Here is a 25,310-nt window from a genome sequence, read left to right on the forward strand (position 1 = left end):
AATGGCACATCATCACGACGAAGAATTTAGGCTTCATACGCCCGAATTCAATCATTTACATGATAAATTAGACAGAAGAAGTTTTTTGACTAAAACCTCTTTGGGTTTAGGTTCGTTAGCAGTAGGCTCTTTGTTGACTGGGGTAAGTGGTTTTTTTGATTCTCCTAAGAAGAGCGTCAAAGAAACTACGACATCTAATCTGGAAGAAGAAATTCTAAAGGCTTTACCACATATTGCTCCTAAAGCCAAGAGAGTGGTATATTTGTTCATGAGTGGCGGGCCGTCGCAATTTGAAACCTTTGACTACAAACCTAAGCTGATTGATTTAGCAGGACAAAATTTGCCAGATTCTGTTAGAAAAGGACAACGCCTGACAGGTATGAGTGCCAACCAAAGCGCTTTACCGATGGTACCATCTGCCTTCAAATTTAATCAACATGGACAAAGTCAAACTTGGGTGAGTGAATTATTACCACACACTGCCGCAGTAGTAGATGAACTATGTATTATAAAATCTATTCATTCAGAGGCCATTAACCATGACCCTGCCATTACTTTTTTTCAGACAGGTAATCAACTTCCTGGGCGACCATCAATAGGCTCGTGGGTAAGTTATGGACTTGGTTCTGATAATCAAAACTTGCCTACTTTTATCGTATTAGTATCTAAAAATGGCCAAAAAGACCAGCCACTTTATGCACGTTTGTGGGGAAATGGTTTTTTGCCGTCCAAACATCAAGGAGTACAATTTAGATCAGGCAAAGACCCTGTGTTATTTCTAAATGACCCCGAAGGTTATGATGGGAAAGATAGAAAAGAGATGCTGGATTACCTATCCAAACTCAATAAGTTACAAAATGACACCTATGCCGACCCTGAAGTTGAAGCGAGAATAGCACAATACGAAATGGCATATCGTATGCAGACTTCCGTACCAGAAGTAATGAGTACCGCTGATGAACCAGACGAAGTATTTGATTTATATGGTGCTGATAGTCGAGATGCGGGAACGTATGCTGCCAATTGTCTTTTGGCAAGAAAATTATTAGAGAAAGATGTAAAATTTGTACAATTATATCACCAAGGATGGGATCAACACGGTGGACTTCCGCAAGGAATAGCACAGCAATGCAAAAGCACTGACCAAGCGACAGCGGGCTTAATAAAAGACTTGAAAAGACGAGGAATGTTAGAAGATACCCTCGTTATTTGGGGAGGAGAATTTGGTAGAACAGTATATTCTCAAGGGAAATTGAGTACCAATGATTATGGCAGAGACCACCACCCAAGGTGTTTTACTATGTGGATGGCTGGTGCAGGTGTAAAAGCAGGATTGAGCTATGGAGAAACAGATGATTTTAGTTATAACATCATAAAAGACCCTGTGCATGTGCATGATTTTCAAGCTACATTAATGCACTTGTTGGGTGTTGACCATGAACGACTGACCTATAAATTTCAAGGAAGAAGATTCCGACTGACTGATGTACATGGAAAAGTTGTAAAAGATATATTAGCTTAATTTGAATAATACAGGACCTAAAATACGATGACAACCAGAAGACATTTTATTAAAAATACAGCTTTAGTCTCAGCAACAGCGCTATCATACCCAAGCTTTGGTTTTTCTATTCTTCATAAAGACAATAAGACCGAAGAATTAATCATTGGTCATGGAGACTATCAATATAAAGTAGATAAAAGTTGGGCAAAAATTAGTGCTAATGCTAATCCGCTTTTCAATTGTCATGAAATGGTGCAAGACAGCAAGGGACGATTGATTATGTTGGGTGATGATATTAGAAATAATATTTTGATTTTTGATAAGTCGGGCAAACTCCTTGATTTTTGGGGAACGGCTTTTCCTGGGGGACATGGTTTGACGTTGAGCAAAGAAGGCGGAGAAGATTTTTTGTTGATTGTAGACTGTGGGTGGTATCAAGACAAAACAGGTAAATGGAATGCTCAGGCAGGACAGGTATTAAAAACAGATTTAAACGGTCGGGTAATTTTTACGATTGGTCACCCACGCACGATAGGTATTTATAAAGATAATGAGCCTTTTATGCCTACAGAAACGGCTGTTGCACCTAACGGGGATATTTATGTAGCCGATGGGTATGGTTCTGACTATATCATTCAATATAATAGTAAAGGGCAATATATTCGTCATTTTGGCGGACAGCATAATGCTAATAAAGAGCATAATTTATACAATGCGCATGGTGTTGCTATTGATTTACGAGATAAGAATAATCCATTGTTGATTTGTACTTCCAGAGAAGAAAATGCTTTTAAATTCTTTACGTTAGATGGAAAGTTTATTAAAAGAGTAGATTTGCCCGGTATGTATGTGTGTCGCCCCGTACTTGATGCTGAAAATATTTATGCAGGCGTATGCTGGTCGAAAGATGCTAATGGGCAAAAATTAGAAGGAGATTCTGGGTTTGTGACGATTCTGGATAAGAACAATAAAGTGGTAGCTAGCCCAGGAGGGACAGCCCCAATATATAAAAATGGTATCTTGCAACCTACGCTTCAACAAGCCAACGCTATTTTTCAGCACGGACATGATGTGTGTGTGGACGAAGATAAAAATCTTTATATCTGTCAATGGAATGCCAATCATACGCCACCCGTAAAATTGACTCGTGTTTAACCTTAAAAATAGGAATGTATTATATTATAAAAAGTATTCTTTTACTGGTTTTGATAGGTTTGTTTTTTGTCAGTAATGCGCAAAACAAACAACTAAAAGCGTACAACGTTGTTTGGAATAGCCAGAGTAAAAACTCCTCAGAATCAATGCCTTGTGGCGGTGGAGACATCGGTCTAAATGTTTGGGTTGAAAATGGAGATGTACTGGTATATCTTTCCAGAAGTGGCACTTTTGATGAGAACAATACTTTTTTAAAACAGGGTCGAGTTCGTCTACAATTATCATCCAATCCTTTTAATGCCTCTGATTTTAAACAAGAATTACATTTAGAAGAAGGCTTTGTTAGCATTAGTGCAGGCAAAACATTATTGAAAATATGGGTAGATGTTTTTCGTCCAGTAGTACACTTAGATTTACAGAGCGAAAAAGCCATTAAAATAAAAGCCTCTTTCGAATCTTGGCGAAATGAAGACCATGTTATCACAGAAGCTAAAGAATTTAGAACCAATTCTTATAAAATCAAACAAAAATTTGATGTAATAACCTTTAAAGACAACATCGATTTTCAAGGAAATACTATACTTTTTTACCATAGAAATAGGAGCGATGTAGAGAACATCTTCGATTATACCGTGAGAATGGAAGGTATGAATACGGTAAAAGACCAACTATTTGACCCTATCAAAAACAATACTTTTGGGGGAATAATAATGGGGAAAAACCTTAAAGCTTCAAATACTTCTATCGGTAAATATGCTGATACAGAATTTAAGGCTTGGTCACTTGAAAGTATCAAAGCTACTCGTTCACAGCAGATAGACATTGCCTTGCATGTTGCCCAGACCAATACTTTAGAGGAATGGCAAAAAGGCTTAGATGATGTGTTGAAAGATGCGACAACCAATAGCAAAACAGCTTTACAAAAAACGAATGCTTGGTGGAAGGCTTTTTGGGATAGAAGCTACATTTATATTGAAGGAAAAGACAGCACGGTTTCTCGTAATTACCAACTTTTCCGTTATCAATTAGCTTGTAATGCTTATGGAAAATGGCCGACTAAGTTCAATGGCGGATTGTTTACTTTTGACCCTGCTCATGTTGATAAAACCTATCCTTTTTCCGTTGATTTTAGGCTTTGGGGTGGCGGAACGATGACGGCACAAAACCAACGATTGGTTTATTTTCCGATGTTTAAAAGTGGTGATTTTGATATGTTAAAGCCACAATTTGATTTTTACTTACGTTCGCTGAAAAATGCAGAACTGCGAAGTAAAGTCTATTGGAATCATGCAGGGGCTTGTTTTACAGAACAAATTGAGAATTTTGGCTTACCAAATATTTTTGAATATGGGCTAAAGCGTCCCGAAGGGTATGATGCAGGCATGGAATACAATGCTTGGCTTGAATATGAATGGGAAACGGTGTTGGAGTTTTGTTTGATGATGCTAGAAACAGAGCGATATGAAGGAAGAGATATTTCGGAATATGTGCCTTTTATAGAAAGTTGCCTGACTTTTTATGATGAACATTATCAACTTTTGGCAAAAAAACGAGGTGTAAAAGCATTCGATGAGCAAGGGCAATATATTTTTTATCCAAGCTCTGCTGCGGAAACCTTTAAAATGACCTACAATTCAACAACAGTGATTTCGGCGTTGAAGGTGATATTAGCAAGAGTCGTTGAGTTGCCTGAAAAATATTTAGACAGTACTAGAAAACAAAAGTGGGGAGGAATGTTAAAACGTATTCCACCTATTCCATTGCAGGAAATGGCAGGACATAAAACCCTTGCACCTGCACAAACTTGGGCTAGGGTACAGAATTCAGAAGCCCCACAACTATATCCTGTGTTCCCTTGGGGAATTTATGGCATTGGGAAACCCGATTTAGATGTTGCCGTCAATACCTATCGTTTAGACCCACATATACAAAAATATAGAAGTCATATTGGTTGGCGACAATATAGTATTTTTGCAGCACGTCTCGGACTAAAAGAAGAAGCTCAGGAACTTACCAGAGAAAAATTCAAAGATTCAAATCATCGTTTCCCAACATTCTGGGGACCAGGTTTCGACTGGACTCCTGACCATAATTGGGGTGGTTCGGCAATGATTGGCTTGCAAGAGATGCTGATGCAAGTAGATGGCAAAAAAATATATCTATTACCTGCTTGGCCAAAAGATTGGAATGCCGAATTCAAATTACATGCTCCTTATAATACAACTGTTGAAGGTATTGTAAGAAATGGCAAGCTTGAAAAGCTGGTAGTAACTCCTGAGGCTAGGAAAGGTGATTTGGTCGTGATGGAGTAGTATAGACTAGTCGTATCAAAAAAAGAAGTTATTCTAAGTAAGTTTTTGTAGGGTTTAAATATTTCATATATTACGATTATAAAATAACAAGGGATATTTTATTAACTGCTCCTGAATATAAATGAAAAAGTGTACCCTCTTACTAATAACTTCTATACTTTTTTGGTCTTGTTCCTCATCAAAAGTTTTGAGGAACGCTCAAGTGAATGCCCTAAAGAATAGCTTTTGTACGCCCAATCATAAGATTAACTATGCAATTTTTGAAGAGGCATCAGATTTAACCTCTCAGGATTTTATTAATTCTAATCTCACTGAAAACAATTATGCCGTTGCTAAATCGCTAGGAATTTTAAATGATCTTCATGATTATCTTACTATTAAAAAAACTTCAAATGATGGCATAAGGCTTACCTTATTAGAAAAGAAAGATCAGATAAACGCTAAAATTCAGCTTGCAAGGTTAGATTTAGAGGCTATTTCTTCTGAATTACTTTGTGAAAGTGTTCGAAGTCATCAAATACTTGATTATTTGGATGATTATAACTCAAAAAGGACAAATCGTTTGTTAGTTGGTTCTGTAATTCTTGGTGCAGTAAGTGCGGGAGTTACTTCTTTTATCGAATCTGATAATCTGAACAAAACCATCAGCGTTGGCGCGGGCTTAATAGGGGCTGGTGTAGGTATTATCACAATTAACCCTAAAGGGAAAAAAGTAGAATTTTATCATCATCGAAACCTGCTTAAAAACATTTGGGAGGAATCAAATAATGATAAAAATTTATCACCTTTTATCTGGAAGTTATTGACTGATAAGCAAATGAGTAATGCTAAAACAAACTCTTTGGCCTACAATATTAAAACAAGATGGCAACATATTTTAATGGATGATGGAGAAATAAATCAGGCAGACCTGAAACTGTTTTTCGGCGAAGGGGGGCTATATACAGTAGAAGACCTACAACAACTTGAAAGTATGATTAATCAGTTGCGTTCTACAATTGATGAACTAAATCAGGATATTCTGTCTCTTTCAATTATCATTTCAAATCATCATTGAGGGAATTAAGGAGATGTTGTTTGGTTAAATACTTTTGAAGAAATGCTTCCATTTTATCAGCTTGGTTGAAAATTCTAACGATTTTCCCGTATTTGTCTATAATTATATGGGTTGGATAGATATTGAAGCCTAAGGTGTCCTCAATATATTCTTGTGGTACTTTTACATTACTATAGTTCAAGGGTTTTGTAGCTAAAAAGGTCTTTAATTTTTTATTATCGTCATAAGCAAAGCTAATAAACGAAATATCATCGCGATTAGCATACTGTTTAGTTAGGTTATTAAGTAAAGGGAATTCTCTAATACACGCAGTACAACGTAAAAACCATGTTTTTACTATGACATATTTCCCTTTATTACTTTTAGACGAAACCTTTTTATTGTCTAAAGAAATAAAATCATAGCTTGGAAATGCACTGCCTTCTAGCTTAAAATATGCAAGTTCAGTTGATGCTATATTTTTAATGGTATTGCTAATATCATCTGAACTGCTATTTATGTTAAATAATTGAAAACGGACTTCATCACTTGGGTTTTCTGCTTTTAGCCTTACAGGTATATGTTTCCCTTCAGTAAGTTTTGTTAGAAAAGTAAGCTTATCAATCTTGTGAGAGGCTTCATCATAAGCCGTAAAATCGGAAGAGAGCTGTGTATCCGAGTTATAATAAGTCCACCATTTTGTGAAGTCGGACGAAATCAATTTAACATCCGTATTAGGTATGAGATTATCATGTTTTGCTTGGCAAGAACATATTATGAAAATGGAAATAAATATCGCAATTCTTTTCATGTAAGATTATTTTTGAATAATAAACAGTGTTAATGAAAAACGGGTTTTACTTTTAGCTCCTCGTAGTATCAGACGGAAATTTATTTTTCGTTCCAAGTTAAATAAGACTTGAAACAGCTTGGTAAATAAGACATTATATAGTTATTTTACCACTCTTGAATGATAACGCCCAATTGTTTATCCATCAAAGCAAATTCTTTAGCACCCCAAGGGCGAAGCGTAATAACTTTCAGATTTGGATGAAGGAATTCAGGATGAGACTTAGAAACTTTCTCATAAACTTCCTCAATATTCTTTGTGACTAATCTAAATTCAGGGTTATGTTCCTTTGCAAGTTCAGCATTTTCAAAAAGATTTATACGTAAACCATCTTTTTCTAATACACAAAATGGATTGAAGGATTTTATTTCATTGTGACTTATAGTAAAACCTAAACAGTCGACAAATAATGTCAGTCCATCATTTATGTCGACATAAAAAATATTAGGAACTAATTTTTCAAAATTCATGGAGTGATATTATTAAAATTTTAGAAGTTCTTATTCTTAGCTCCACGAAGTCTCAGACTTTGTGGTAAATATACAATTCAGTATCAGACTGAATTGTATTTGTCGTTCCAAGTTAAATAAGCCTTGAAACAGCTTGGGTTCAGTATTGTTGAAGAACAAACTCCAACAAAGACTAGACAAACACTTATTTTTTTATGAGCAATTCAGCTTGGCGTATTATTTCATTTTGTTGTTTAATATAACTTTCAAGTGATTTTGTCTTTGGTAAATTGTCTCTTTGATATTTTTCCATCAACGGTAATGTCTTTACTATTTTTAAAGCAGTATGAATATCAGAGATTGTTAAATTATTGCTCTCTATTGTTTTTAGTAATTTGTTGTGCTTTGTAATTGAGGAATTGTATTTTTTTAAATTACCCGCAATCAGCTTTCTCATTTTATCTCTCAACAATGAATCTTGAATTTCTGATGTGTAATCTTTAGCTTCATCATAATACTGTATATTTTTTTCATTAAAATTATTAAACAAATATATTGAATCTCTTTTGCTATTATTTACTTGCTCAAGTTTGTCTTCAAAGGTCTTCAAATCAGTATTTTTGTTTATAAGTTCACTGTAAAGATTTTCCAATAAGCTTTCACTTCGGCTTTTTGAAAGAAGGATGTCAGATGAACTGTTGTCCTCTAAAGCTTTTGGAGTTTCATTTGATTTAGCATTGTCCTGTTGACTAGTATTATTGCAAGATGTAAGTATCAAAACTAAAATGGATGATATAAATATTTTGGTTGTCATAGAATGAGAGCTTATTTGTTAATATGAGATATGTATACTCCTAAAGTACAACCTTATTTTTCCATAAAAAAACTCGACGTTTTTTTTCAATAAAATAATAACTAAAAGATAAGTCGTTTAGTAATCCAAGTTGAGCCTAACCCACAAACGAGAATAGTTTATCCAGATTTACTCCGTAATTTTCGCTCTTTAATTCAGAGCATTCTTAACCAAAACCATGAGGCACAAATTCCTACCTTTTCGTCTATTCCTTTTCTTGAATTGCTTATTGCTTAGTCAATCCATTTTTGCTAATACACCTTGCAAAGTTACCGCCTTGCAATGTGAATATTTGGTTAATCCGTTGGGGATTGATGCCACCTCACCACGTTTTACTTGGCAGTTGGCTGATGCCCGACAAGGAGCAAAACAGACGGCTTACCAAATTTTGGTGAATACCGATTCAATGGCTTTAACAAATGGCATTGGCAAAGACTGGAATACTGGCAAAAAGAGTGCTTCACAAACGTTAGTAAGCTATCAAGGTAAATCGCTACAAGCCTTTACAAAATACTATTGGCGAGTAATTGCATGGGACAAGGACGGTCAGCAAACCAGTTCGGGAATCGCCAGTTTTGAAACGGGGATGATGAATATGAGCAATTGGCAAGGTGCTTGGATTAGTGATTCAAGGGATGTACATACTAAACCTACTCCCTATTTTAGAAAGACCTTTCATACCATTAAGAAAATCGTTTCGGCTCGTGCATACATTGCGGTGGCGGGCTTGTACGAGTTGTATATTAATGGTGAAAAAATCAGTAATCACCGCTTAGACCCTATGTACACGCGTTTTGATAGACGTACCTTGTACGTGACCCATGATGTAACGAAGCAATTGCAGTCGGGTAAAAATGCTATTGGAGTACTCTTGGGAAATGGTTGGTACAATCATCAATCTACAGCAGTTTGGTATTTTCACGAAGCCCCTTGGCGTGGACGACCAACCTTTTGCATGGATATTCGAGTGAAATATGATGATGGTACTAGCGAAGTAATAGCTTCGGGTAAAGACTGGAAAACAGCTTTGAGTCCCATTATTTTTAATAGTATTTACACCGCAGAACATTACGATGCCCGATTGGAACAGCCAGATTGGAACAAAGCCAGTTTTGATGATAAACAATGGAAAGATGTTATTTTCAGAACAGCACCTTCAAATAACATCATCGCTCAGGCTTTACAACCAATTAGAAACGTAGAAGAAATTTCAACCAAAAGTTTGAATAAAATCAATGATACTACCTATGTTTTTGATTTAGGCAGAAACATTTCGGGTGTAAGTAAAATCAAGGTTTCGGGAAAAGTAGGAACAGTTTTACGCTTAAAACACGCTGAAAGATTGTATCCTGATGGACGTGCCGACTTGTCGAATATTGATGTTCATTACCGCCCTACTGATAATAAAGACCCTTTTCAGGTAGATATTATTACGTTATCGGGCAAAGGTGAAGAAAGCTTTATGCCTCATTTTAATTACAAAGGATTTCAATATGTAGAAATAACGAGTAGTCAGCCAATAGCCCTGACAAAAGAAAGTTTGGTAGGATATTTTATGCATAGCGATGTGCCAGTGGTGGGAAAGATAAATTCATCAAACCCGACGATTAACAAAATTTGGTCTGCTACCAATAATGCTTATTTATCAAATCTATTTGGTTATCCAACCGACTGTCCGCAAAGGGAGAAAAATGGTTGGACAGGTGATGCTCATATAGCCAGCGAAACAGGCTTGTATAATTTTGATGGTATTACCATTTATGAAAAATGGCTTGCCGATCACCGCGATGAGCAACAAGCCAATGGTGTGTTGCCTTCTATCATCCCTACAGATGGTTGGGGTTATGAATGGGGAAATGGACCAGACTGGACAAGTACTATCGCCATTATTCCTTGGAATATCTATTTGTTTTATGGTGATACTAAGATCTTGGCAGATAATTATGAAAACCTCAAACGCTATGTCAATCATATTGAATCTATCAGTCCTACAGGTTTAACCACTTGGGGTTTGGGCGATTGGGTGCCTGTAAAATCTAAAACACCTGTACAATTAACGTCGTCTGCTTACTATTTTGTAGATGTTACTATCTTAGCAAAAACTGCAAAACTATTTGGTAAAACTGCTGATTATGAAAGATATTCCGCTTTGGCGAATAAGATTAAAACAGCTTTTAACAATAAATATTTAAACAAAGAAACAGGTATTTATGGTAATGGTGTCCAAACAGAATTGAGCGTTCCGCTATATTGGGGATTAGTGCCAGAAGAATTGAAAGCGAAAGTAGCCGCCAATTTAGCCAAGCGAGTAGAAGCAGACAATAACCATTTAGATGTAGGATTGTTGGGTACAAAAGCCATTTTAAATGCTTTAAGTGAAAACGGATATGCTGATGTAGCCTATAAAGTAGCCTCGCAAGAAACCTTTCCTTCGTGGGGTTGGTGGATTGCTAATGGTGCAACCACCCTTTATGAAAACTGGCCGATTGATGCTAAAAGTGATATTTCAATGAACCATATCATGTTTGGCGAAATCGGGGCATGGTTGTATAAAGGCATTGGAGGAATTAAACCTGATGCCTCGCAAGCAGGGTTTAAGAATATTATCTTGGCACCTAATTTTGTAGAAAACCTTAATCATTTTGAAGCTTCACATGATGCTCCACAAGGGAAGATAGTTTCTTCATGGAAAAGAGTAGGCACAAAAATTTTGTATAATATTATTATTCCAGCGAATGCCACAGCAACGATTTTGCTTACTGTAAACAAATCGCAGCATATTCAAAAACAATATACAGTTGAAGAAAAAGTAGTGTCGGATACCCATAAACAATTAAAAATTAACACATTAACAGCAGGAACTTATCAGTTCGAGATTCAGTAAATAATTTCAGATATGAAAAAAAGCGTTTTCTTCTTATTTCTTATTTTATTAGGTTCAACAGCTTTTGCACAAGTAACACCTTTGTTCAAACCAGAAGTAAAAAAAGTGTTGTTTTTAGGAAATAGTATTACCTATGCAGGTTCTTATGTAAATGATATTGAAGCTTATTGTATAGCACATTTCCCTAATCAGAAAATAGAATTTATCAATGTTGGTTTACCTAGTGAGACGGTGTCTGGTCTTTCGGAAGATGGGCATGCGGATGGTCGATTTCCTCGTCCTGACTTGCATGAACGTTTGTCAAGGGTATTAGCGCAGACTAAGCCAGATTTAGTATTTGCTTCTTATGGCATGAATGATGGAATTTATTTACCGTTGGATTTAGTCCGTTTTCAAAAATTCAAAGATGGGGTTCAATGGTTGCATGATAAAGTGGTAGCTTCTGGTGCCAAAATAATTCACCTTACACCACCTATATATGATGAAGCAAGAGGTAAAAAGATTGGTTATGCTGACGTGTTAGATACCTATTCCGACTGGTTGTTAAGTCAAGTAAAAAAAGAAAAATGGGAAGTGATAGACATACATTATCCTATGCAAAGAGTATTAGAGGCACATCGAAGATTAGACCAACGATTAGGCATTGAAAGCTATTTTACTTTGGCAAATGATGGCATTCATCCAGGCGAAGCAGGGCATTGGATTATGGCAAAAAGTATTTTAATGCATTTAGGAGCTTTAGACGTTGCCAAAGCACCAACAGTTCAAGCAACGCTCACTAATATTACTGAGCCAGAGGCTTTTATGAAGCTAGTTACACAACGCCAAAATATTATGAAAGATGCATGGCTTACAAGCATTGGACACCGTCGCCCAGAAATGAATAAAGGTTTGCCTTTGGAAGATGCACAAGTCAAAGCCCAAGAATTAGAAGTACAAATTCGAGCGATGATAAAGTGAGGAAATTAATGAAGACTTTTATGGGGTGATATGTAATTTTCATGCCATAAAAACCTTTAAACTTCCCAAATTGTGGAACTATTTAGTTGTATTTGTACTTATGAGAATATGCTCACATAAAACCTTAAAAGAGTTTTGGCATAAATACCCTGATGCAAGAACCTCATTGGAAATCTGGTATGAGAAGATGGAGGAAAACACGTATGAAAACCCCAATCAAATAATAGAAGATTTCAAAGGTGCTGATATTGTGGGTAATGGGAGAATTGTTTTTAACATTGCTCTTAACAAATACAGGTTAGTTGCTTATGTCAGGTACAAATTTTTTGCGGTTTATGTAAGATTTTTGGGTACTCATAAGGAATATGACAAGATAAAAGACATTTCAAATATATAAAATGATGGAAACGAAAATTCAAATCAAGCCGATTACTAATGAACAAGAATTTGCTGAAGCAAATGAGCTTATTGAGTTGCTATTAGAATGTCCAGAAGGTTCTGAAGAAGAAAAAATATTAGAGGCTGTTACTATTTTGGCAAGTGAATATGAAAAGAAAAACTATTCATTACCCAAACCAAATCCTATAGAAGCCATAAGATACAGAATGGCTGAATTACAGCTTAGTCAAAAAGATGTGGCTAAATATTTTGGAGGGGAAAATAGAGTATCAGAAGTATTGAATGGTAAAAGACAGCTAAGCCTTAAAATGATTAAAAATTTGCATCAAAATTTAGGTATTTCTGCTAATAGTTTAATTTCGATGTAAGAATTTTTATACTTCTACTCTCTTTAAAAAATATTTCTTACTATGATTCTTTTTCCAAAAAAGAATATATTTTCTACTTGAATAAGTTTTAATTCTTTTAACAAGTTTGTTATTATCAATACGATATGATTGTAACTTATTTTTTAAGATTTTAAACTTTAAGTGATATTCAATTTCATTTTCTCTTTTTAATTCATAGGGATGTGTATTATAAAGTTTTTCAAAATCAACAATAGTATCTTTCCCAACAATTTTGATTGCATCTGCTGGCTCATCTTTAAGTTTATAAAATCGTAAATAGAGCTTATCTTTATGAGTTTTGTAAATTCCTTCAAGTTCAGTATTTTCTAAGTCACCCGACAATTGATAATGAAACGTGCTATCGGACTTTAATACAATATTAGTCTTAAAAAATACCAATTGAGCAAAATTAGAGCGATACCGACCAGTTATTACTTTATTTGTATCACAAGAAGCGAACAAAATACTAAAGAAAATGCCAATAAGCATATGGTTTCTCATACGATTTTCAGGTTTGACTATTGTATTATAAAGTTGTGTAGTTGAGGGCTGAACTATTATATTATGTTTATGGAATAGTTTCCACACCAGAAAACTTAAATTCCTCGTCAACCTTTAAAAAGTAAATACCTAGCTGGGCTCCTTCATGTCCAAGGGCATACTCATTAGGTTTCCAAGTTGTTAAAAAAGCAATTATGTCAACACGCTTACTATTTTGTCTATGAAGTATTATTTCTTTAGACTTTGATGCTCTTTCCCAACTTTCAGAGTTCTTGATAGCTTTTAGATGGTTATCGAAAAAATCTTTTCTCTTTATGTCATAAATTCCAAGGTTTGAATTTTTTGCATCTTCACATATAATACATGAGATTACCCTTGTTGATATTTTCTGGAATTCTACAAAGTTTGGTTTTTTAAAGTTTTTAAAAACTTTATCTAATGCTCTTATTACTAAAAGACTATCCTTTTTACTAATAACCTGTCCATTACAAATAGTAATCCCAAATAATAAAATCACTACAATTAATTTTTTTTCATATTATTTATGTGGTTTGTCTATGACAAGTGTAAAATTTATTACTTTGTAACGAACGGTAGCGCTAAACACAAGTATTACTGCTACAATTAAAATTATTTAGACAAATTAATATTTTACGATATTCCTCATGGCATGACTTGAAAGCTATTTTGAGAATACACAAATTTCTATCAGTCATGCCATGAGTAGGGTTTATAAGAAGTAAGTAAAATATTCACTAAATCACTCATTCACAACTCACTCAATAACTAATAAGAACTCTCATCCAATTTTACTTTTCCTTTAAAAGTCCAGAATACAAAAAATGTATAGGTTGCCACGATGGGTACTCCAATGACAGCAAAGAGCAAGATAATTGATAATGATTTTTCAGAAGAAGCTCCATTATAAATGGTAATTGAGTATTTTGGGTCTAAAGTCGAATGAATAATTTTAGGAAATAAGTTGATGGCGACTGTTACTAAAAGTGACGCCATCGTAAAGGCAGACGATAAAAAAGCCAACATATATTTTCCTTTTTCTAATAACCTACGGGTATTAATAATAATTAAAACCGTAAGCATAGGTACGGCAAAAAGCGTAGGATGAGCTTTGAATTTAGCCGCCATGCTTGGGAAGTACACCAACGTTACCATTGTTTGCATGATGTAACAAATCACAAAAAAGCGACTGGTATCACGTACCATAATAGACAGTTTTGTATAAAGTCTGCTTTCCGTTTTCATTACTAAATAGATAGAACCATGCATCGTGCAAGATGCTAAAGTCGTAAGACCCGTCAGTAAAGCATAAGGATTTAGTAGCTGCAGAAAATCTCCTTGATATTCAAAATTTTCATCAATCGGAATACCTTGAATAAGGTTGCCCAATACAACACCTAATAAAAAAGCAATTAGCGTACTGGCAAGAGAATAAACAATATCCCACATTTGTCGCCACCAAAGCATTGCTTCTTTACTCCTAAATTCAATGGCAATAGCCCGAAGAATCAATACCATCAGAAATAGCATGAATGGAATATAGAATGCAGAAAATAAAGTAGCATATACTTCGGGAAAGCCTGCAAACAATGCACCACCACCAATTACTAGCCATACTTCGTTGCCATCCCAAACAGGACCAATGGCATTGAGGGCGATTCTTCTGCTTTCTTCTTTTTTAAAGAGTAAATGAATAGCGCCAGCACCTAAATCAAAGCCATCCAAAATAGCATATCCAGTAAAAACTGCCCCAATGACGGCAAACCACCAAGTGGGCAAATCTATTCCTAAAAAAGTAGCCATAAGCTTTTTTGAGTTTAAAGTTGTTGAGTTTAAAAGAGTTGTAGAAAACCCTTAATCTAAAATAGGATTGTTACGCTTAGATGAATGAATTATCTCATCAGTGTGATGATGTTCAACAGGGCCATGTTTTATTTTTTTGTTCAAAAGGTAGATAAAGAGACAAAAAAGCAAAACGTAAATGACAGTAAACATAATTAACGAAAACCATACCTGATTGGCTTTGACTGATTTTGAAAGGGCATCCGAGGTTCTGAGTAATCCATACACTACCCACGGTTGCCGACCTACTTCGGCAGAATACCAGCCTACCTGATTGGCAATTTGTGGTAACAGTACCGAAAAAGAAAAGACTAACATCAACCATTTTTGCTTGAATAAAGTACCCTTATACCAAAAAAACGAGGCTAATAAAGTAAGAGCAATCAGAGTCATTCCTATTGAAACCATTAGATGATAAGTCTGGAATACAAAATTTACAGCTGTCGGTCGGTCTTGTTTAGGGAAGGCACGTAAGCCTTTTACGGGAGTAGAGAAGTCTTGATGAAGTAAAAAAGTTAAACCTTTAGGGATTTTTAACCCTGATACTTGCTCGGTTTTAGTATCTACATAACCCATTAAATACATGTCTGCCACGGCTGAACTATCATAATGACCTTCAAAAGCTGCTAATTTAGCAGGCTGGTTTCTAGATACCCCATCTGCCGAATGATGTCCTGTAAATAATTGTGCTAATGCTGAAATAGTGGCCACTGTCAGCGCAATTTTAAAGGCTTTTTTAGAAAGCGCTACATGGCGTTCTTTATAAATATAATATGCATGAACACTTAGTACTAAAAACGAACCTGCTAAGAAAGAACCTATCCAGACGTGTGATAATCTATCCACAGAAGACGGATTAAAAACCATTGCCCAAAAATCTGTAATTTCTGCTCTTGCTTTTAGCCCTTCACCTACAATGTGATAACCCGCTGGGGTTTGTTGCCAAGAGTTAGCGACCACAATCCAAACAGCTGAAAACATTGAGCCTAACGTAACCATGATAGTGGCAAAAAAATGTACCGCTGGACTTACTCTATTCCATCCAAAAATTAAAATGCCTAAAAAGCCAGACTCGAGGGCAAAAGCAAAAATACCTTCTGCTGCCAAAGCTGAACCAAAAATATCACCAACATAGCGTGAATATGAAGCCCAGTTTGTACCAAATTCAAACTCCATTACAATACCTGTGGCTACTCCAATACCAAAAATTAGGGCAAAAATTTTAATCCAAAAGCGTGTTAATTGCTCATAAACTTTATCACCTGTTTTTAAATATAGGCCTTCCATACAAACCATCACGAGGGCTAGTCCAATACTTAAAGGAGGATAGATATAATGAAAGGCGATAGTGAAAGCGAACTGAATCCGAGATAATATTTCTACATTTTCCATAAGCTGTATGTATTAAAAGATTCCTCAAAAGTAAGACCTAAAGAATCATTTCTACCTTAAAATCGCTAAAAATATAAGTATTTTTTTGCCTAATTTCTCTCTGATTTTAGCATGGCAAATTAAGTTTGACAGACCCAAGAAAATATAGGAATATTAGGGATTAATAAGCGAAACAGGGATGAAAATAATAGAGAAATTTGTAGGGATAAACTTCCAATCACAATAAATACATGTTTACCCTATAGAAACTCATACAGTAACTTTGAATGTTTATTCACCAAATGAATTCGTAAATTAGCGACTATAAATAAAATTCATTCCTCAAAAAGGAATTCAACTTAATTCAATCATGAAAAAACTATCATTATTACTATGTTTTTTATTATCAATTAATTTAGCGTTCTCTCAAAAGAAAGAAAAAGGCTGGGTTTCTCTGTTTGATGGTAAAACTTTTGCGGGTTGGCATGTAAATGAAGAACATCCTTCTACATTTACAATTGAAGATGGAACAATAAAAGTGGCAGGCGAAAGAGCTCACTTATTTTATGAAGGTGCTGTTGGTAATCATGATTTCAAGAATTTCGAACTGAAATTAAAAGCAAAAACTTTACCTGGCTCTAATTCTGGTATATTTATTCATACAGCTTATCAAGCGTCAGGATGGCCAGAAAAAGGATACGAGGTTCAAGTAAACCAAACACATGGCGACTGGCGTAAGACAGGTAGCTTGTACGGTATCAATGATGTTAAGGAAAATTTAGCGAAGGATAACGAATGGTATGAGTACCATATCATTGTGCAGGATAAAAGAATTATCATCAAAATTGACGATAAGGTAGCTGTTGATTACACTGAGCCAGAAACACTGCCAGCAGATCGTGGCTTGAAAAAGCTTAGTTCTGGAACAATCGCTTTACAAGGACACGACCCTAAAAGCGTTGCCTATTTTAAAGATATTAAAATCAAGATTTTGAAGTAATAATTTTTGATTTTAAACAGTAAAAGCCAGCCCAATTGGGCTGGCTTTTACTGTTTAAAACTTTATCGTTAAAACAATTTCTCTTGTGGTGGTTTTGCACCTGCCAAGCGGATATAAACGGTAGTTTGTCCTCTATGGTGAGTTTGGTGTTCGAAAGACTTAGCTAATGCCATTCCTTTGGTCATTTCAAATCTGCCGAACAACTTTATGTTTTCGTTCAATTGAGCAGGAGTCATTTTCTTTACACTGCTTATTACAAAATCATAACCTGCCATTACTAATTTTGTAACGTTTGCTTTTGATTTGTCAGTACTCTTTTCTGATTCTCCCATTCCGATTGGACTTTTTTCCCCCGTAGCCGCTGTAGTAAAACCATAGTTAGCATCAGTCAAGTGAAGCATTTGTTCAGCGAATGAACGCATTTCAGGCGTTGGTTTCAAGGCATATCCTGTTTCAGGCATCGCATCAAGGTATTCTTTGGTATACGTTTTGGCTCGTTCCCACTCTTTTACCATTTCATCAACTGATGTTTGAGCTTGGGCAAAATTCATGACACCTAAAGTAAATATTAGGGACATTAACAGTTTAACTGATTTCATAGTTTTGTGTTTAAAATTTGAATTGAAAGATATGTTATTAGAATGCAAAAATACGTTTTAAATAATATTTGACATCAAAGCCATTATTATTTAAAGAGAGTTAATATAGAAAATGGTATAGTCAAAATTAATATATCTAAATGAAATTTTGACATTCGACCTAAAGTCTACTGCTTTTATAATTCCATTTTATAATTTCAGGAATTTGTATCCAAACATGCTCTGGAATCCCAAACTTTGATTTTTCAAAAAATATTTGATTGTCTTGCCAGACTGTTATAAAGTCCCAATAAGCCAAAAAAAAGCTTGCTTCATGAACAAATTCCATCCAACCTTCTGCTACTAGTTCATTATCTATATTATATATCGCAATTCCAGAAAAATTTTCTAGCGACCCATCTAAGTAATGAGTATTGTGTCCTTCTATACAACTTTGTGACCAATCAAATTTTAAACTAGTAGTTGAAATACCGTAATGTGCTAAGTCTGCTAATAGTTGAGCTTCAACGATTGCCCTCAGTTGCGGTCCCATATAATCTGATAACCCTAACCCTTCATAGTTTGGTTTTTGCATATTCAATATGATGCCTAAAGTCTAAATTTATTATTTTATCAAAGATATATTTGAAATTTTATAAATCCTTACTTGACACACTGACTTTAGAATCTTATGTTTGTCCTACAATATCTAAAACATAATTTAATAATTAGCTATGATGAAGTATGTAACACAAAATGGAGAGGTGCTTGAAGGGGAGACTTATCCTGACATAATTGTTGGATTTCGTAATGGATTAGAGTTTCCAGCTAACCAAACAACGCTGGAATTTATGGTTAGCTTTGCTAACAGACATCTTAAATCAAATGGTTCAAAAATTAGTACGCTTTCGTACGGTGCTTTTTTAGCAGACTTAGTCACTAATAAGTATCTGACAAAAGCTGAATAAAAATGTAAGTCTCTCGTTTTAATAATTAGAACGAGAGATTTTATATTAAAGGCTTTGTTGTAGCGCTACTATCTGCTCAAACTCATTCTTCAACTTATAACTTAAATTTTCAAAAATCTCGAAGTACTTCATATAAGTTTCATGATTTTTAAGATTTGGTTGGTAAATCTCGCTCGATTTTACTGTTGCTGCTGCCGCTTCGAGATTCCTATAAGCTCCTAGTTGTGTCAGTCCAAGTAAGGCTGTTCCTAACGCTACACTGTCATGATGGTCGTTCACATAGATATTTTTTCCATACATGTCTGTCAGAATCTGAGTCCATAGAGGTAAAGACGCATAAGCTCCGTTGATATAAAGGCTATCAAAATTTCTATGCGTTTCAAGAATTTTGCCAATACTATATATCTCAAAAAGAATACCTTCTAGCGTAGCACGGACAAAATGTTTTCGTTCATGACTGATATTCAAACCAAAATACATTCCACGAGCATTAGCATTCCAAAGTGGCGCTCTTTCTCCCAATAAATAAGGTAAAAATAATAAGCCATCAGCACCAGCCTTTACTTGGGCGGCCTCCTTAAATAAATCGTTGACGACATCCTCAAAGTCTAAGTCACCAGAGAAATCACCGAATTGTCGGGCAAACCATTCAAAAACTACTCCTCCATTATTCGTTGGGCCACCCGAAACATAATAGCCATCGGCTAGTAAATAATTAAAAAAGCGGTTCTTATCATCTTTCAGTACCTCTTTACCAGCCACTCGTACAGCACCACTCGAACCAATCGTGATGGTAGCTCTGCCTGAACCAACAATTCCTGCTCCCAGGGTAGCCAAACAACCATCACTAGCGCCGACAATCAGGGTAGTTTTGGCAGGCAAGCCCAAGGTAAAGCAATATTCTTTTTTCAGAAATAAATTGGTATTGAATACAGATAGTGGTTCAGAGAGTCGGTCAGCAGTAATGCCTGCAAAATCTAACGAATCTTGATTCCACTTAAGCTGATGGATATCAAAAAGCCCCGTTGATGACGCAATACTATGGTCGACTACATATTCACCAGTAAGCTGTTTGATAACGTATTCTTTTAACGAAATAAATTTATGAGTTTGTGCAAAACGCTCTTTGTCATGATTTTTTATCCAAGTAATCTTTACAATGGGTGACATCGGGTGAATGGGCGTTCCCGTTGTGTTAAAAATACTTTCCCCTTTAGGATATTGCTTTAAGGCTTCGGCTTCTTTTACTCCTCTATTGTCTGCCCAAATAATAGCATTTCCTAGGGGCGTCCCATTTTTATCAACGGCCAATACACTGTGCATCGAAGAGCTAAAACAGATAGCAGTTACTTTATATTTTTTAGGATGAACATATTCGTTCAATAGATTTTTGAGAATATAAAGTGTAGTAATGAAAATTTGCTCAGGGTCTTGTTCGCTATAATCTGGCTGGGGATGAAAGGTTGGGTATGAACCTTTTTTCCAACAAAGCAGTCGCCCATTCATATCAAAAGCATGAACTTTAACAGCAGAAGTATTAATGTCGATGGTAATAAGACAATCCATAGTTATGTGTAAGCTATGAGCCGTAAGCTATCAGCTGTGAGCTTTTTTAAGTTTATAAAATTGGGTAATTTCTTTGCTATCAGCTTTCGGTAATCGGCTGTCAGCCTTAGGTTTTTTTCATTTTTACTATTTGCTGATAGCTGATGACCGAAAGCCTAAAGCTATTTAATCAGTATTTTTTCTAAACTCTCGTGGCGTATAGCCAGTTAGTTTTTTGAATGTCGATGAAAAATGCTGGGATGAATAAAAGCCTGTTTCCAATGCAATATCAGTTAAACTTAAATCTTTTCGACTTAATAATTTAATGGCTTCAGATATTCTGATATTGATAAGGTAATTTAATGGAGAAAAACCCGAAAATGCCTTTACTTTTTCACTAAAGGCGGTTGTTCCTAATCCCACCAAACCAGCCATTTCTTCTACCGACCACGAATGTGATAAGTTCTCTCTAAGAGTTTGCTCCAATTTCAAAAAAGTTTGTGGGAAATCTCGCCTGAGGTTATCCTGTTTGCTCAAATGTCTCACCGCAGTAATCAATAGCTCATCAATTAAATGGTTGACGCGCGTTCTGTAACCTAATTCTTTAGAGAATAACTCTGATTCAATATTTTGAAAGATTTGCTGACAAGCTTTTAAACGTGTTAGAACAGGTTTTTTATTAAGCGTAAGAATTTTTCCAATGACTCTTTGGTCTGTTTCCGAAATACTACTCCATTCGCCCAAAACTAATTCTCCATTGGCTTCGAAATGAGAAGGTTTTATCGTAATCCACATTAATGCACCAATGTCATATGCTCCTTTACTACTCCCGCTTGACTGCCACGGACAAGTCAAAGAGACGTCGTTTGGATAAAGTAAATAAGGTTGCCCATCAATAACCCAATCAAATTTCCCATCAATAATCAAACAAATTCTGATGCCTTCGTTTGTTTTTATTTCTTGGGAATTGAGCTGAATATTTTGGATTTTATAATTGGCAAACTCAATAATGTACGGGAAATACGACAATTCCTTCGCCTTTCCTTGGTACAGTATAAATTGACTCATCAGGTTATGGAATAATTGAAAGTTTTCGTGAGTGAGATTTTAACAAAATTAGGTCAATTTTTTATAAAAATATTACAAAAATCACCGCTGTAAAAAAATGAAAGTTTTTCTTGAAATAACCATGAAAATTTGTGCTCAATACATCCAGTATATCATTTAGAAATAGCCTAAGAGGAGAAATTAATATTAAGCTTTCACTCGAAAAGATAGTTATCTACTAGCTGTTTAAGTTGAAACTAGGTGAATAAGTAAATGTCGAAGGACAATACTACGAAGGTAAAAAATCAAAAACCCGTTAAATACAATAATTATTAACAATCAATTAATCGTTTACAAACCCTAAAATTTATTAATAATAACTCATAATAATTTATTCAAAAACGTAACTCAACTATGAAAAAACTTAGACTATTCTGTCATTTTGAAACACAGATTCTTCCCAGAGCCATTATATATTTGGCTTTGATGTTTTGCTCATTTACTTCAATGACTCAGGATTTAGTCGTGAAGGGAACAGTTACTGATAAAACTAATAGTGCTGTTCCGGGTGTTGCTGTTCAAATAAAAGGAACTAATCAAGGAACAAATACTGATGCTACGGGGAATTATAAAATTTCAATTCCTAGTAATGCCACTTTAATTTTTTCTTCTATTGGTTATGTTACCCAAGAAATTGTAGTGGGCGGAAAAAGCATTATTAATGTTTCGTTGGTAGACGAGACTAAAAACCTTGAAGAAGTAGTAGTAACTGCTTTGGGTATTAAGAAAGAAGCGAAAAAACTAGGCTATGCTACAGCTAGTGTAAATGCCGAACAAATAACCACTAACCGCCAAGTGAACTTTATGAATGGTTTACAAGGAAAAATGGCTGGGGTAAATATCACTTCTTTAGGTACAGGCCCTGCTGGGACGAGTAAAATCAGGATTCGTGGACAGTCGTCATTTAATGGACAAAACAATCCACTGATTGTTGTGAATGGTGTGCCTATGGATAATACCAATTTTGGCGCAAACCCAAATGGGAATAGTGACGGTTCGTTAGCTAACAGAAGTTTTAATACGTCTGATGGTGGTGATGGTTTGACAAGTATCAATCCAGATGATATCGAGACCATGACCGTTTTGAAAGGTGCAACAGCGGCGGCTTTGTACGGTTCTCGTGCAAAGGATGGTGTAGTAATGATTACCACTAAAACCAAAGGAACTGGAAAAGGAATAGGCATTGAGTACAATAGTAATTATACAGTCGATACACCATTGGATTATACTGATTTTCAATATGAATACGGTCAAGGAGAAAATGGTGTTCGACCTACTACGCCTAATCCACAAACAGGTGTTTGGAGTTTTGGAGAGAAGTTTCAGCCCGGTATGAAGCAGATTTTATTTGATGGCATAGAAGTACCTTACGAACCAGTTTATAATCGTATTAATAAATTTTATCGTACTGGAACGTCTTGGACGAATACCGTTTCTCTTTCTTCTGGTTCAGAAAAGGGTGGATTCAATTTATCGCTTTCTAATTTGAGCAATACCAGTATCGTTCCAAATTCTGATTATAACAAAAAGACGATAAATTTAGGCTTTAACTACAACCTGAATCCTAAGCTTATTTTAATGGGTAACATTAATTATTCAAATGAATATAATCGTAACCCACCGCAAATCGGTAACCAAGATTTAAGTACGCCAACGGTACTTTATACGCTATCAAACTCTATGCCTTTTGATTTACTTGAGTCTAAACGTTTAGATGCCAATGGAGACGAATATGTGTGGTCGCGTTTCAGAAACCGTACAAATCCTTATTATTCAGTATATGAACGCTTCGAAAATATACGTCGCGACCGTATTTTAGGCAATATTACTCTCCGCTATAATGTTACAGATTGGTTGTACTTACAAGGTAGAATTGGACAAGATTATTATTCTCGTGACCAAGATTATAACTTCCCAACGGGTGAAGCTTCATTAGGTGTTGCTCCAGTGGGCTTTGTCAATGGACAGTACACTCAAGAGACACGTCGCTTTCGTGAAACAAATGCGGATTTCTTGATTGGTGCTAAAAAGACTTTTGGTGATTTCAATATCGATTTAACATTGGGAGGAAACCAAATGTACCGTCGTAGTGATTATAACAGCGTTTATGTTCAAAACTTTGTAGTTCGTGGCCTTTATACGGTAATGAACGGACAGTTGAAAGACCCCTTATATGGACTTAGCGAACGTCAGGTAAATTCGTTATACGGTGCAGCTGAGATTTCTTACAAAAACTTTTTATTTGTGAACGTAACAAGCCGTAACGACTGGTTCTCAACACTTGCCCCAGGTTCACGCGCAGTTCAATATCCTTCGGTAACAGGAAGTTTTGTATTTACACAGGCTTTCAATACGATGCCTGATTGGCTATCATTTGGTAAATTAAGAGCAGCTTATGCAGAAGTAGGTAGTGATACCGACGTACAACCTTATGCTAACAACTTGTTTTATACCGTGGGTAGTAATCTTTTACAAAACCAGCCAATTGGTTCTATCAATACTACTACAGTTCCTAATTCGTCACTTCGTCCAATGCGTGTGAATGAAACAGAATTTGGTGTAGAATTGAAATTGTTCCAAAATAAAATAGGATTAGATTTTTCTTACTATAAGAAAATCACTTCAGACCAAATCCTGTCGGCACAGGTATCGGATGCATCTGGTTACCAAACTACCTTGTTGAACAGTGGTAAAAGCCAAAACGAAGGGATTGAAGCAATGCTTACTTTCTCGCCAGTAAAGAGCAATAAGTTTTCTTGGGATGTAAATATTAATGGTTCATACAATACTTCTAAAGTATTAGAATTAGCAGGAAACCAAAGTAATATCACTGTTGGAACGGGTATTTACACAGGAGTATTGCGTCAGGTAGTAGGATTACCGCTAGGACAGTTGTATGGCTTTGCTTACAAACGTGATGAGCAAGGACGTAAAGTGTTTAACGACCAAAGTGGTCGCCCAGAAAGAACAAATGATTTGGTGAGTTTTGGAAGTGCTTTACCAAAATGGGTTGGAGGGATTACCAATAATTTCCGCTATAAAGATATCCTATTCTCATTCTTGATTGACTTTAAGTTAGGAGGAAAAATGATTTCTGGTACAAACTACAATGCTTGGCGTGAAGGTTTACACAAAGGAACGTTAGTAGGACGTGAGCAAAACTACGTAATTGGTGAAGGTGTAAACAGCAAAGGAGAACCAAATGCAGTTAAAACACCTTTACAGTCTTATTATGAAACTATCCGTGCTAATAACATTGCTGAAGAATTTGTGTATGATTCGGGCTTCTGGAAGTTGCGTCAAATTACAATTGGGTATGATTTTACTAAAAAATTACCTAAAAACTGGTTTATCAAAGGCATCAAATTGAATGCAGTAGCTAACAATGTATTGATGATTAAAAAATGGGTGCCAAACCTTGATCCTGAGCAATTCGGCTTCTCGTCTGATAACCTTGTAGGTTTGGAATCAACAGGCTTACCAACTAGCAGAAGTATTGGATTCAATTTGAATGTTAAATTCTAAATATGCTTTGGGCTTTGAAATATTGCCTTTATCAATCATTGATAAAATTCAAAATGTTAAAATA

22 protein-coding genes are annotated in these 25,310 nt (G+C 35.5%); 11 read left to right on the forward strand and 11 right to left on the reverse strand.

The annotated features are described in order from the left end of the window. Nucleotide 1: 1 nt before the first annotated feature. The 4 genes from J2Y60_RS10140 to J2Y60_RS10155 all read left to right on the forward strand — a co-directional run bounded on the left by J2Y60_RS10140 (nt 2) and on the right by J2Y60_RS10155 (nt 6,028). A complete protein-coding gene (locus J2Y60_RS10140) occupies nt 2–1,522 on the forward strand; it encodes a DUF1501 domain-containing protein (RefSeq protein ID WP_309917205.1) in 1,521 nt (506 codons plus the stop codon). Nucleotides 1,523–1,549: 27 nt separating this feature from the next. Next, the gene (locus J2Y60_RS10145) at nt 1,550–2,659 is read left to right on the forward strand and encodes a 6-bladed beta-propeller (protein WP_309917208.1); all 1,110 of its coding nucleotides are present in this window, start codon (nt 1,550–1,552) and stop codon (nt 2,657–2,659) included. A 14-nt stretch (nt 2,660–2,673) separates the two neighbouring features. After that, nucleotides 2,674–4,971 (forward strand): DUF5703 domain-containing protein, encoded by a 2,298-nt coding sequence (locus J2Y60_RS10150; protein ID WP_309917211.1) that lies wholly within the window; start codon nt 2,674–2,676, stop codon nt 4,969–4,971. Nucleotides 4,972–5,158: 187 nt separating this feature from the next. Continuing rightward, entirely contained in the window at nt 5,159–6,028 is an 870-nt protein-coding gene (locus J2Y60_RS10155) for a hypothetical protein (RefSeq protein ID WP_309917214.1), read from the forward strand. Here the strand turns inward: J2Y60_RS10155 and J2Y60_RS10160 are convergent. The 3 genes from J2Y60_RS10160 to J2Y60_RS10170 all read right to left on the reverse strand — a co-directional run bounded on the left by J2Y60_RS10160 (nt 6,009) and on the right by J2Y60_RS10170 (nt 8,120). Then, nucleotides 6,009–6,818, reverse strand: coding sequence for a TlpA disulfide reductase family protein (locus J2Y60_RS10160; RefSeq protein ID WP_309917217.1), 810 nt, complete (start codon nt 6,816–6,818; stop codon nt 6,009–6,011). The two genes, J2Y60_RS10155 and J2Y60_RS10160, sit on opposite strands and share 20 nt — an antisense overlap. A gap of 146 nt (nt 6,819–6,964) precedes the next feature. Continuing rightward, a complete protein-coding gene (locus tag J2Y60_RS10165) occupies nt 6,965–7,327 on the reverse strand; it encodes a hypothetical protein (protein WP_309917220.1) in 363 nt (120 codons plus the stop codon). Nucleotides 7,328–7,511: 184 nt separating this feature from the next. After that, a complete protein-coding gene (locus tag J2Y60_RS10170; RefSeq protein ID WP_309917222.1) occupies nt 7,512–8,120 on the reverse strand; it encodes a hypothetical protein in 609 nt (202 codons plus the stop codon). A gap of 217 nt (nt 8,121–8,337) precedes the next feature. Between J2Y60_RS10170 and J2Y60_RS10175 the strand changes: the two genes are divergently transcribed. The 4 genes from J2Y60_RS10175 to J2Y60_RS10190 all read left to right on the forward strand — a co-directional run bounded on the left by J2Y60_RS10175 (nt 8,338) and on the right by J2Y60_RS10190 (nt 12,770). Further along, nucleotides 8,338–11,043: a family 78 glycoside hydrolase catalytic domain gene (locus tag J2Y60_RS10175; protein ID WP_309917228.1), complete on the forward strand. Its 2,706-nt coding sequence runs from the start codon at nt 8,338–8,340 to the stop codon at nt 11,041–11,043. A 12-nt stretch (nt 11,044–11,055) separates the two neighbouring features. After that, nucleotides 11,056–12,003, forward strand: coding sequence for an SGNH/GDSL hydrolase family protein (locus J2Y60_RS10180; protein ID WP_309917231.1), 948 nt, complete (start codon nt 11,056–11,058; stop codon nt 12,001–12,003). 100 nt (nt 12,004–12,103) lie between these two features. Further along, nucleotides 12,104–12,400 carry a type II toxin-antitoxin system HigB family toxin gene (locus J2Y60_RS10185; protein WP_309917234.1) on the forward strand — a complete coding sequence of 99 codons (297 nt, stop codon included), beginning with the start codon at nt 12,104–12,106 and terminating at the stop codon, nt 12,398–12,400. A gap of 4 nt (nt 12,401–12,404) precedes the next feature. Further along, nucleotides 12,405–12,770, forward strand: a complete 366-nt coding sequence (locus J2Y60_RS10190; protein ID WP_309917236.1) for a helix-turn-helix domain-containing protein — start codon at nt 12,405–12,407, stop codon at nt 12,768–12,770. Between the two features lie 6 nt (nt 12,771–12,776). Here the strand turns inward: J2Y60_RS10190 and J2Y60_RS10195 are convergent, their stop codons facing one another. From J2Y60_RS10195 to J2Y60_RS10210, 4 genes are all read right to left on the reverse strand, one after another. Further along, nucleotides 12,777–13,280 (reverse strand): hypothetical protein, encoded by a 504-nt coding sequence (locus J2Y60_RS10195; protein ID WP_309994619.1) that lies wholly within the window; start codon nt 13,278–13,280, stop codon nt 12,777–12,779. A gap of 79 nt (nt 13,281–13,359) precedes the next feature. After that, nucleotides 13,360–13,809 (reverse strand): hypothetical protein, encoded by a 450-nt coding sequence (locus tag J2Y60_RS10200; RefSeq protein WP_309917242.1) that lies wholly within the window; start codon nt 13,807–13,809, stop codon nt 13,360–13,362. Between the two features lie 269 nt (nt 13,810–14,078). Beyond that, a complete protein-coding gene (gene cydB / locus J2Y60_RS10205) occupies nt 14,079–15,113 on the reverse strand; it encodes a cytochrome d ubiquinol oxidase subunit II (protein WP_309917245.1) in 1,035 nt (344 codons plus the stop codon). A gap of 51 nt (nt 15,114–15,164) precedes the next feature. Continuing rightward, nucleotides 15,165–16,544 (reverse strand): cytochrome ubiquinol oxidase subunit I, encoded by a 1,380-nt coding sequence (locus J2Y60_RS10210; protein WP_309917247.1) that lies wholly within the window; start codon nt 16,542–16,544, stop codon nt 15,165–15,167. A 349-nt stretch (nt 16,545–16,893) separates the two neighbouring features. Between J2Y60_RS10210 and J2Y60_RS10215 the strand changes: the two genes are divergently transcribed. Next, nucleotides 16,894–17,523 (forward strand): DUF1080 domain-containing protein, encoded by a 630-nt coding sequence (locus J2Y60_RS10215; protein WP_309917250.1) that lies wholly within the window; start codon nt 16,894–16,896, stop codon nt 17,521–17,523. Between the two features lie 68 nt (nt 17,524–17,591). Here J2Y60_RS10215 and J2Y60_RS10220 read toward each other — a convergent pair whose 3' ends face one another. Next, on the reverse strand, nt 17,592–18,122 hold the full coding sequence (locus J2Y60_RS10220; protein ID WP_309917252.1) for a DinB family protein: 531 nt from the start codon (nt 18,120–18,122) through the stop codon (nt 17,592–17,594). 160 nt (nt 18,123–18,282) lie between these two features. Further along, nucleotides 18,283–18,696: a hypothetical protein gene (locus tag J2Y60_RS10225; protein ID WP_309917255.1), complete on the reverse strand. Its 414-nt coding sequence runs from the start codon at nt 18,694–18,696 to the stop codon at nt 18,283–18,285. A 139-nt stretch (nt 18,697–18,835) separates the two neighbouring features. On the opposite strand from J2Y60_RS10225, the gene J2Y60_RS10230 reads away from it, so the two are divergent. Then, complete coding sequence (locus tag J2Y60_RS10230; RefSeq protein WP_309917258.1) at nt 18,836–19,069, forward strand: hypothetical protein; 234 nt, start codon at nt 18,836–18,838, stop codon at nt 19,067–19,069. A gap of 45 nt (nt 19,070–19,114) precedes the next feature. Here the strand turns inward: J2Y60_RS10230 and J2Y60_RS10235 are convergent, their stop codons facing one another. Both J2Y60_RS10235 and J2Y60_RS10240 read right to left on the reverse strand, forming a co-directional pair. After that, nucleotides 19,115–20,635, reverse strand: coding sequence for a gluconokinase (locus J2Y60_RS10235; RefSeq protein ID WP_309917260.1), 1,521 nt, complete (start codon nt 20,633–20,635; stop codon nt 19,115–19,117). A gap of 165 nt (nt 20,636–20,800) precedes the next feature. After that, nucleotides 20,801–21,682, reverse strand: a complete 882-nt coding sequence (locus tag J2Y60_RS10240; RefSeq protein ID WP_309917263.1) for an AraC family transcriptional regulator — start codon at nt 21,680–21,682, stop codon at nt 20,801–20,803. A gap of 393 nt (nt 21,683–22,075) precedes the next feature. Between J2Y60_RS10240 and J2Y60_RS10245 the strand changes: the two genes are divergently transcribed. Continuing rightward, nucleotides 22,076–25,246: a SusC/RagA family TonB-linked outer membrane protein gene (locus J2Y60_RS10245; RefSeq protein ID WP_409014220.1), complete on the forward strand. Its 3,171-nt coding sequence runs from the start codon at nt 22,076–22,078 to the stop codon at nt 25,244–25,246. Nucleotides 25,247–25,310 lie beyond the last annotated feature (64 nt).

The sequence above is a fragment of the Arcicella sp. BE140 genome (assembly GCF_031456255.1).
Taxonomy (GTDB): Bacteria; Bacteroidota; Bacteroidia; order Cytophagales; family Spirosomataceae; genus Arcicella; species Arcicella aquatica.

What these genes read in the sequence shown, in the direction of transcription:
- cydB (WP_309917245.1), bottom strand. Translation starts at nt 15,113, where the DNA reads ATGGCTACTTTTTTAGGAATAGATTTGCCCACTTGGTGGTTTGCCGTC.
- J2Y60_RS10190 (WP_309917236.1), top strand. Translation starts at nt 12,405, where the DNA reads ATGGAAACGAAAATTCAAATCAAGCCGATTACTAATGAACAAGAATTT.
- J2Y60_RS10145 (WP_309917208.1), top strand. Translation starts at nt 1,550, where the DNA reads ATGACAACCAGAAGACATTTTATTAAAAATACAGCTTTAGTCTCAGCA.
- J2Y60_RS10230 (WP_309917258.1), top strand. Translation starts at nt 18,836, where the DNA reads ATGATGAAGTATGTAACACAAAATGGAGAGGTGCTTGAAGGGGAGACT.
- J2Y60_RS10180 (WP_309917231.1), top strand. Translation starts at nt 11,056, where the DNA reads ATGAAAAAAAGCGTTTTCTTCTTATTTCTTATTTTATTAGGTTCAACA.
- J2Y60_RS10175 (WP_309917228.1), top strand. Translation starts at nt 8,338, where the DNA reads ATGAGGCACAAATTCCTACCTTTTCGTCTATTCCTTTTCTTGAATTGC.
- J2Y60_RS10185 (WP_309917234.1), top strand. Translation starts at nt 12,104, where the DNA reads ATGAGAATATGCTCACATAAAACCTTAAAAGAGTTTTGGCATAAATAC.
- J2Y60_RS10225 (WP_309917255.1), bottom strand. Translation starts at nt 18,696, where the DNA reads ATGCAAAAACCAAACTATGAAGGGTTAGGGTTATCAGATTATATGGGA.
- J2Y60_RS10220 (WP_309917252.1), bottom strand. Translation starts at nt 18,122, where the DNA reads ATGAAATCAGTTAAACTGTTAATGTCCCTAATATTTACTTTAGGTGTC.
- J2Y60_RS10165 (WP_309917220.1), bottom strand. Translation starts at nt 7,327, where the DNA reads ATGAATTTTGAAAAATTAGTTCCTAATATTTTTTATGTCGACATAAAT.
- J2Y60_RS10140 (WP_309917205.1), top strand. Translation starts at nt 2, where the DNA reads ATGGCACATCATCACGACGAAGAATTTAGGCTTCATACGCCCGAATTC.
- J2Y60_RS10235 (WP_309917260.1), bottom strand. Translation starts at nt 20,635, where the DNA reads ATGGATTGTCTTATTACCATCGACATTAATACTTCTGCTGTTAAAGTT.
- J2Y60_RS10215 (WP_309917250.1), top strand. Translation starts at nt 16,894, where the DNA reads ATGAAAAAACTATCATTATTACTATGTTTTTTATTATCAATTAATTTA.
- J2Y60_RS10150 (WP_309917211.1), top strand. Translation starts at nt 2,674, where the DNA reads ATGTATTATATTATAAAAAGTATTCTTTTACTGGTTTTGATAGGTTTG.
- J2Y60_RS10195 (WP_309994619.1), bottom strand. Translation starts at nt 13,280, where the DNA reads ATGCTTATTGGCATTTTCTTTAGTATTTTGTTCGCTTCTTGTGATACA.
- J2Y60_RS10160 (WP_309917217.1), bottom strand. Translation starts at nt 6,818, where the DNA reads ATGAAAAGAATTGCGATATTTATTTCCATTTTCATAATATGTTCTTGC.
- J2Y60_RS10210 (WP_309917247.1), bottom strand. Translation starts at nt 16,544, where the DNA reads ATGGAAAATGTAGAAATATTATCTCGGATTCAGTTCGCTTTCACTATC.
- J2Y60_RS10245 (WP_409014220.1), top strand. Translation starts at nt 22,076, where the DNA reads ATGAAAAAACTTAGACTATTCTGTCATTTTGAAACACAGATTCTTCCC.
- J2Y60_RS10170 (WP_309917222.1), bottom strand. Translation starts at nt 8,120, where the DNA reads ATGACAACCAAAATATTTATATCATCCATTTTAGTTTTGATACTTACA.
- J2Y60_RS10240 (WP_309917263.1), bottom strand. Translation starts at nt 21,682, where the DNA reads ATGAGTCAATTTATACTGTACCAAGGAAAGGCGAAGGAATTGTCGTAT.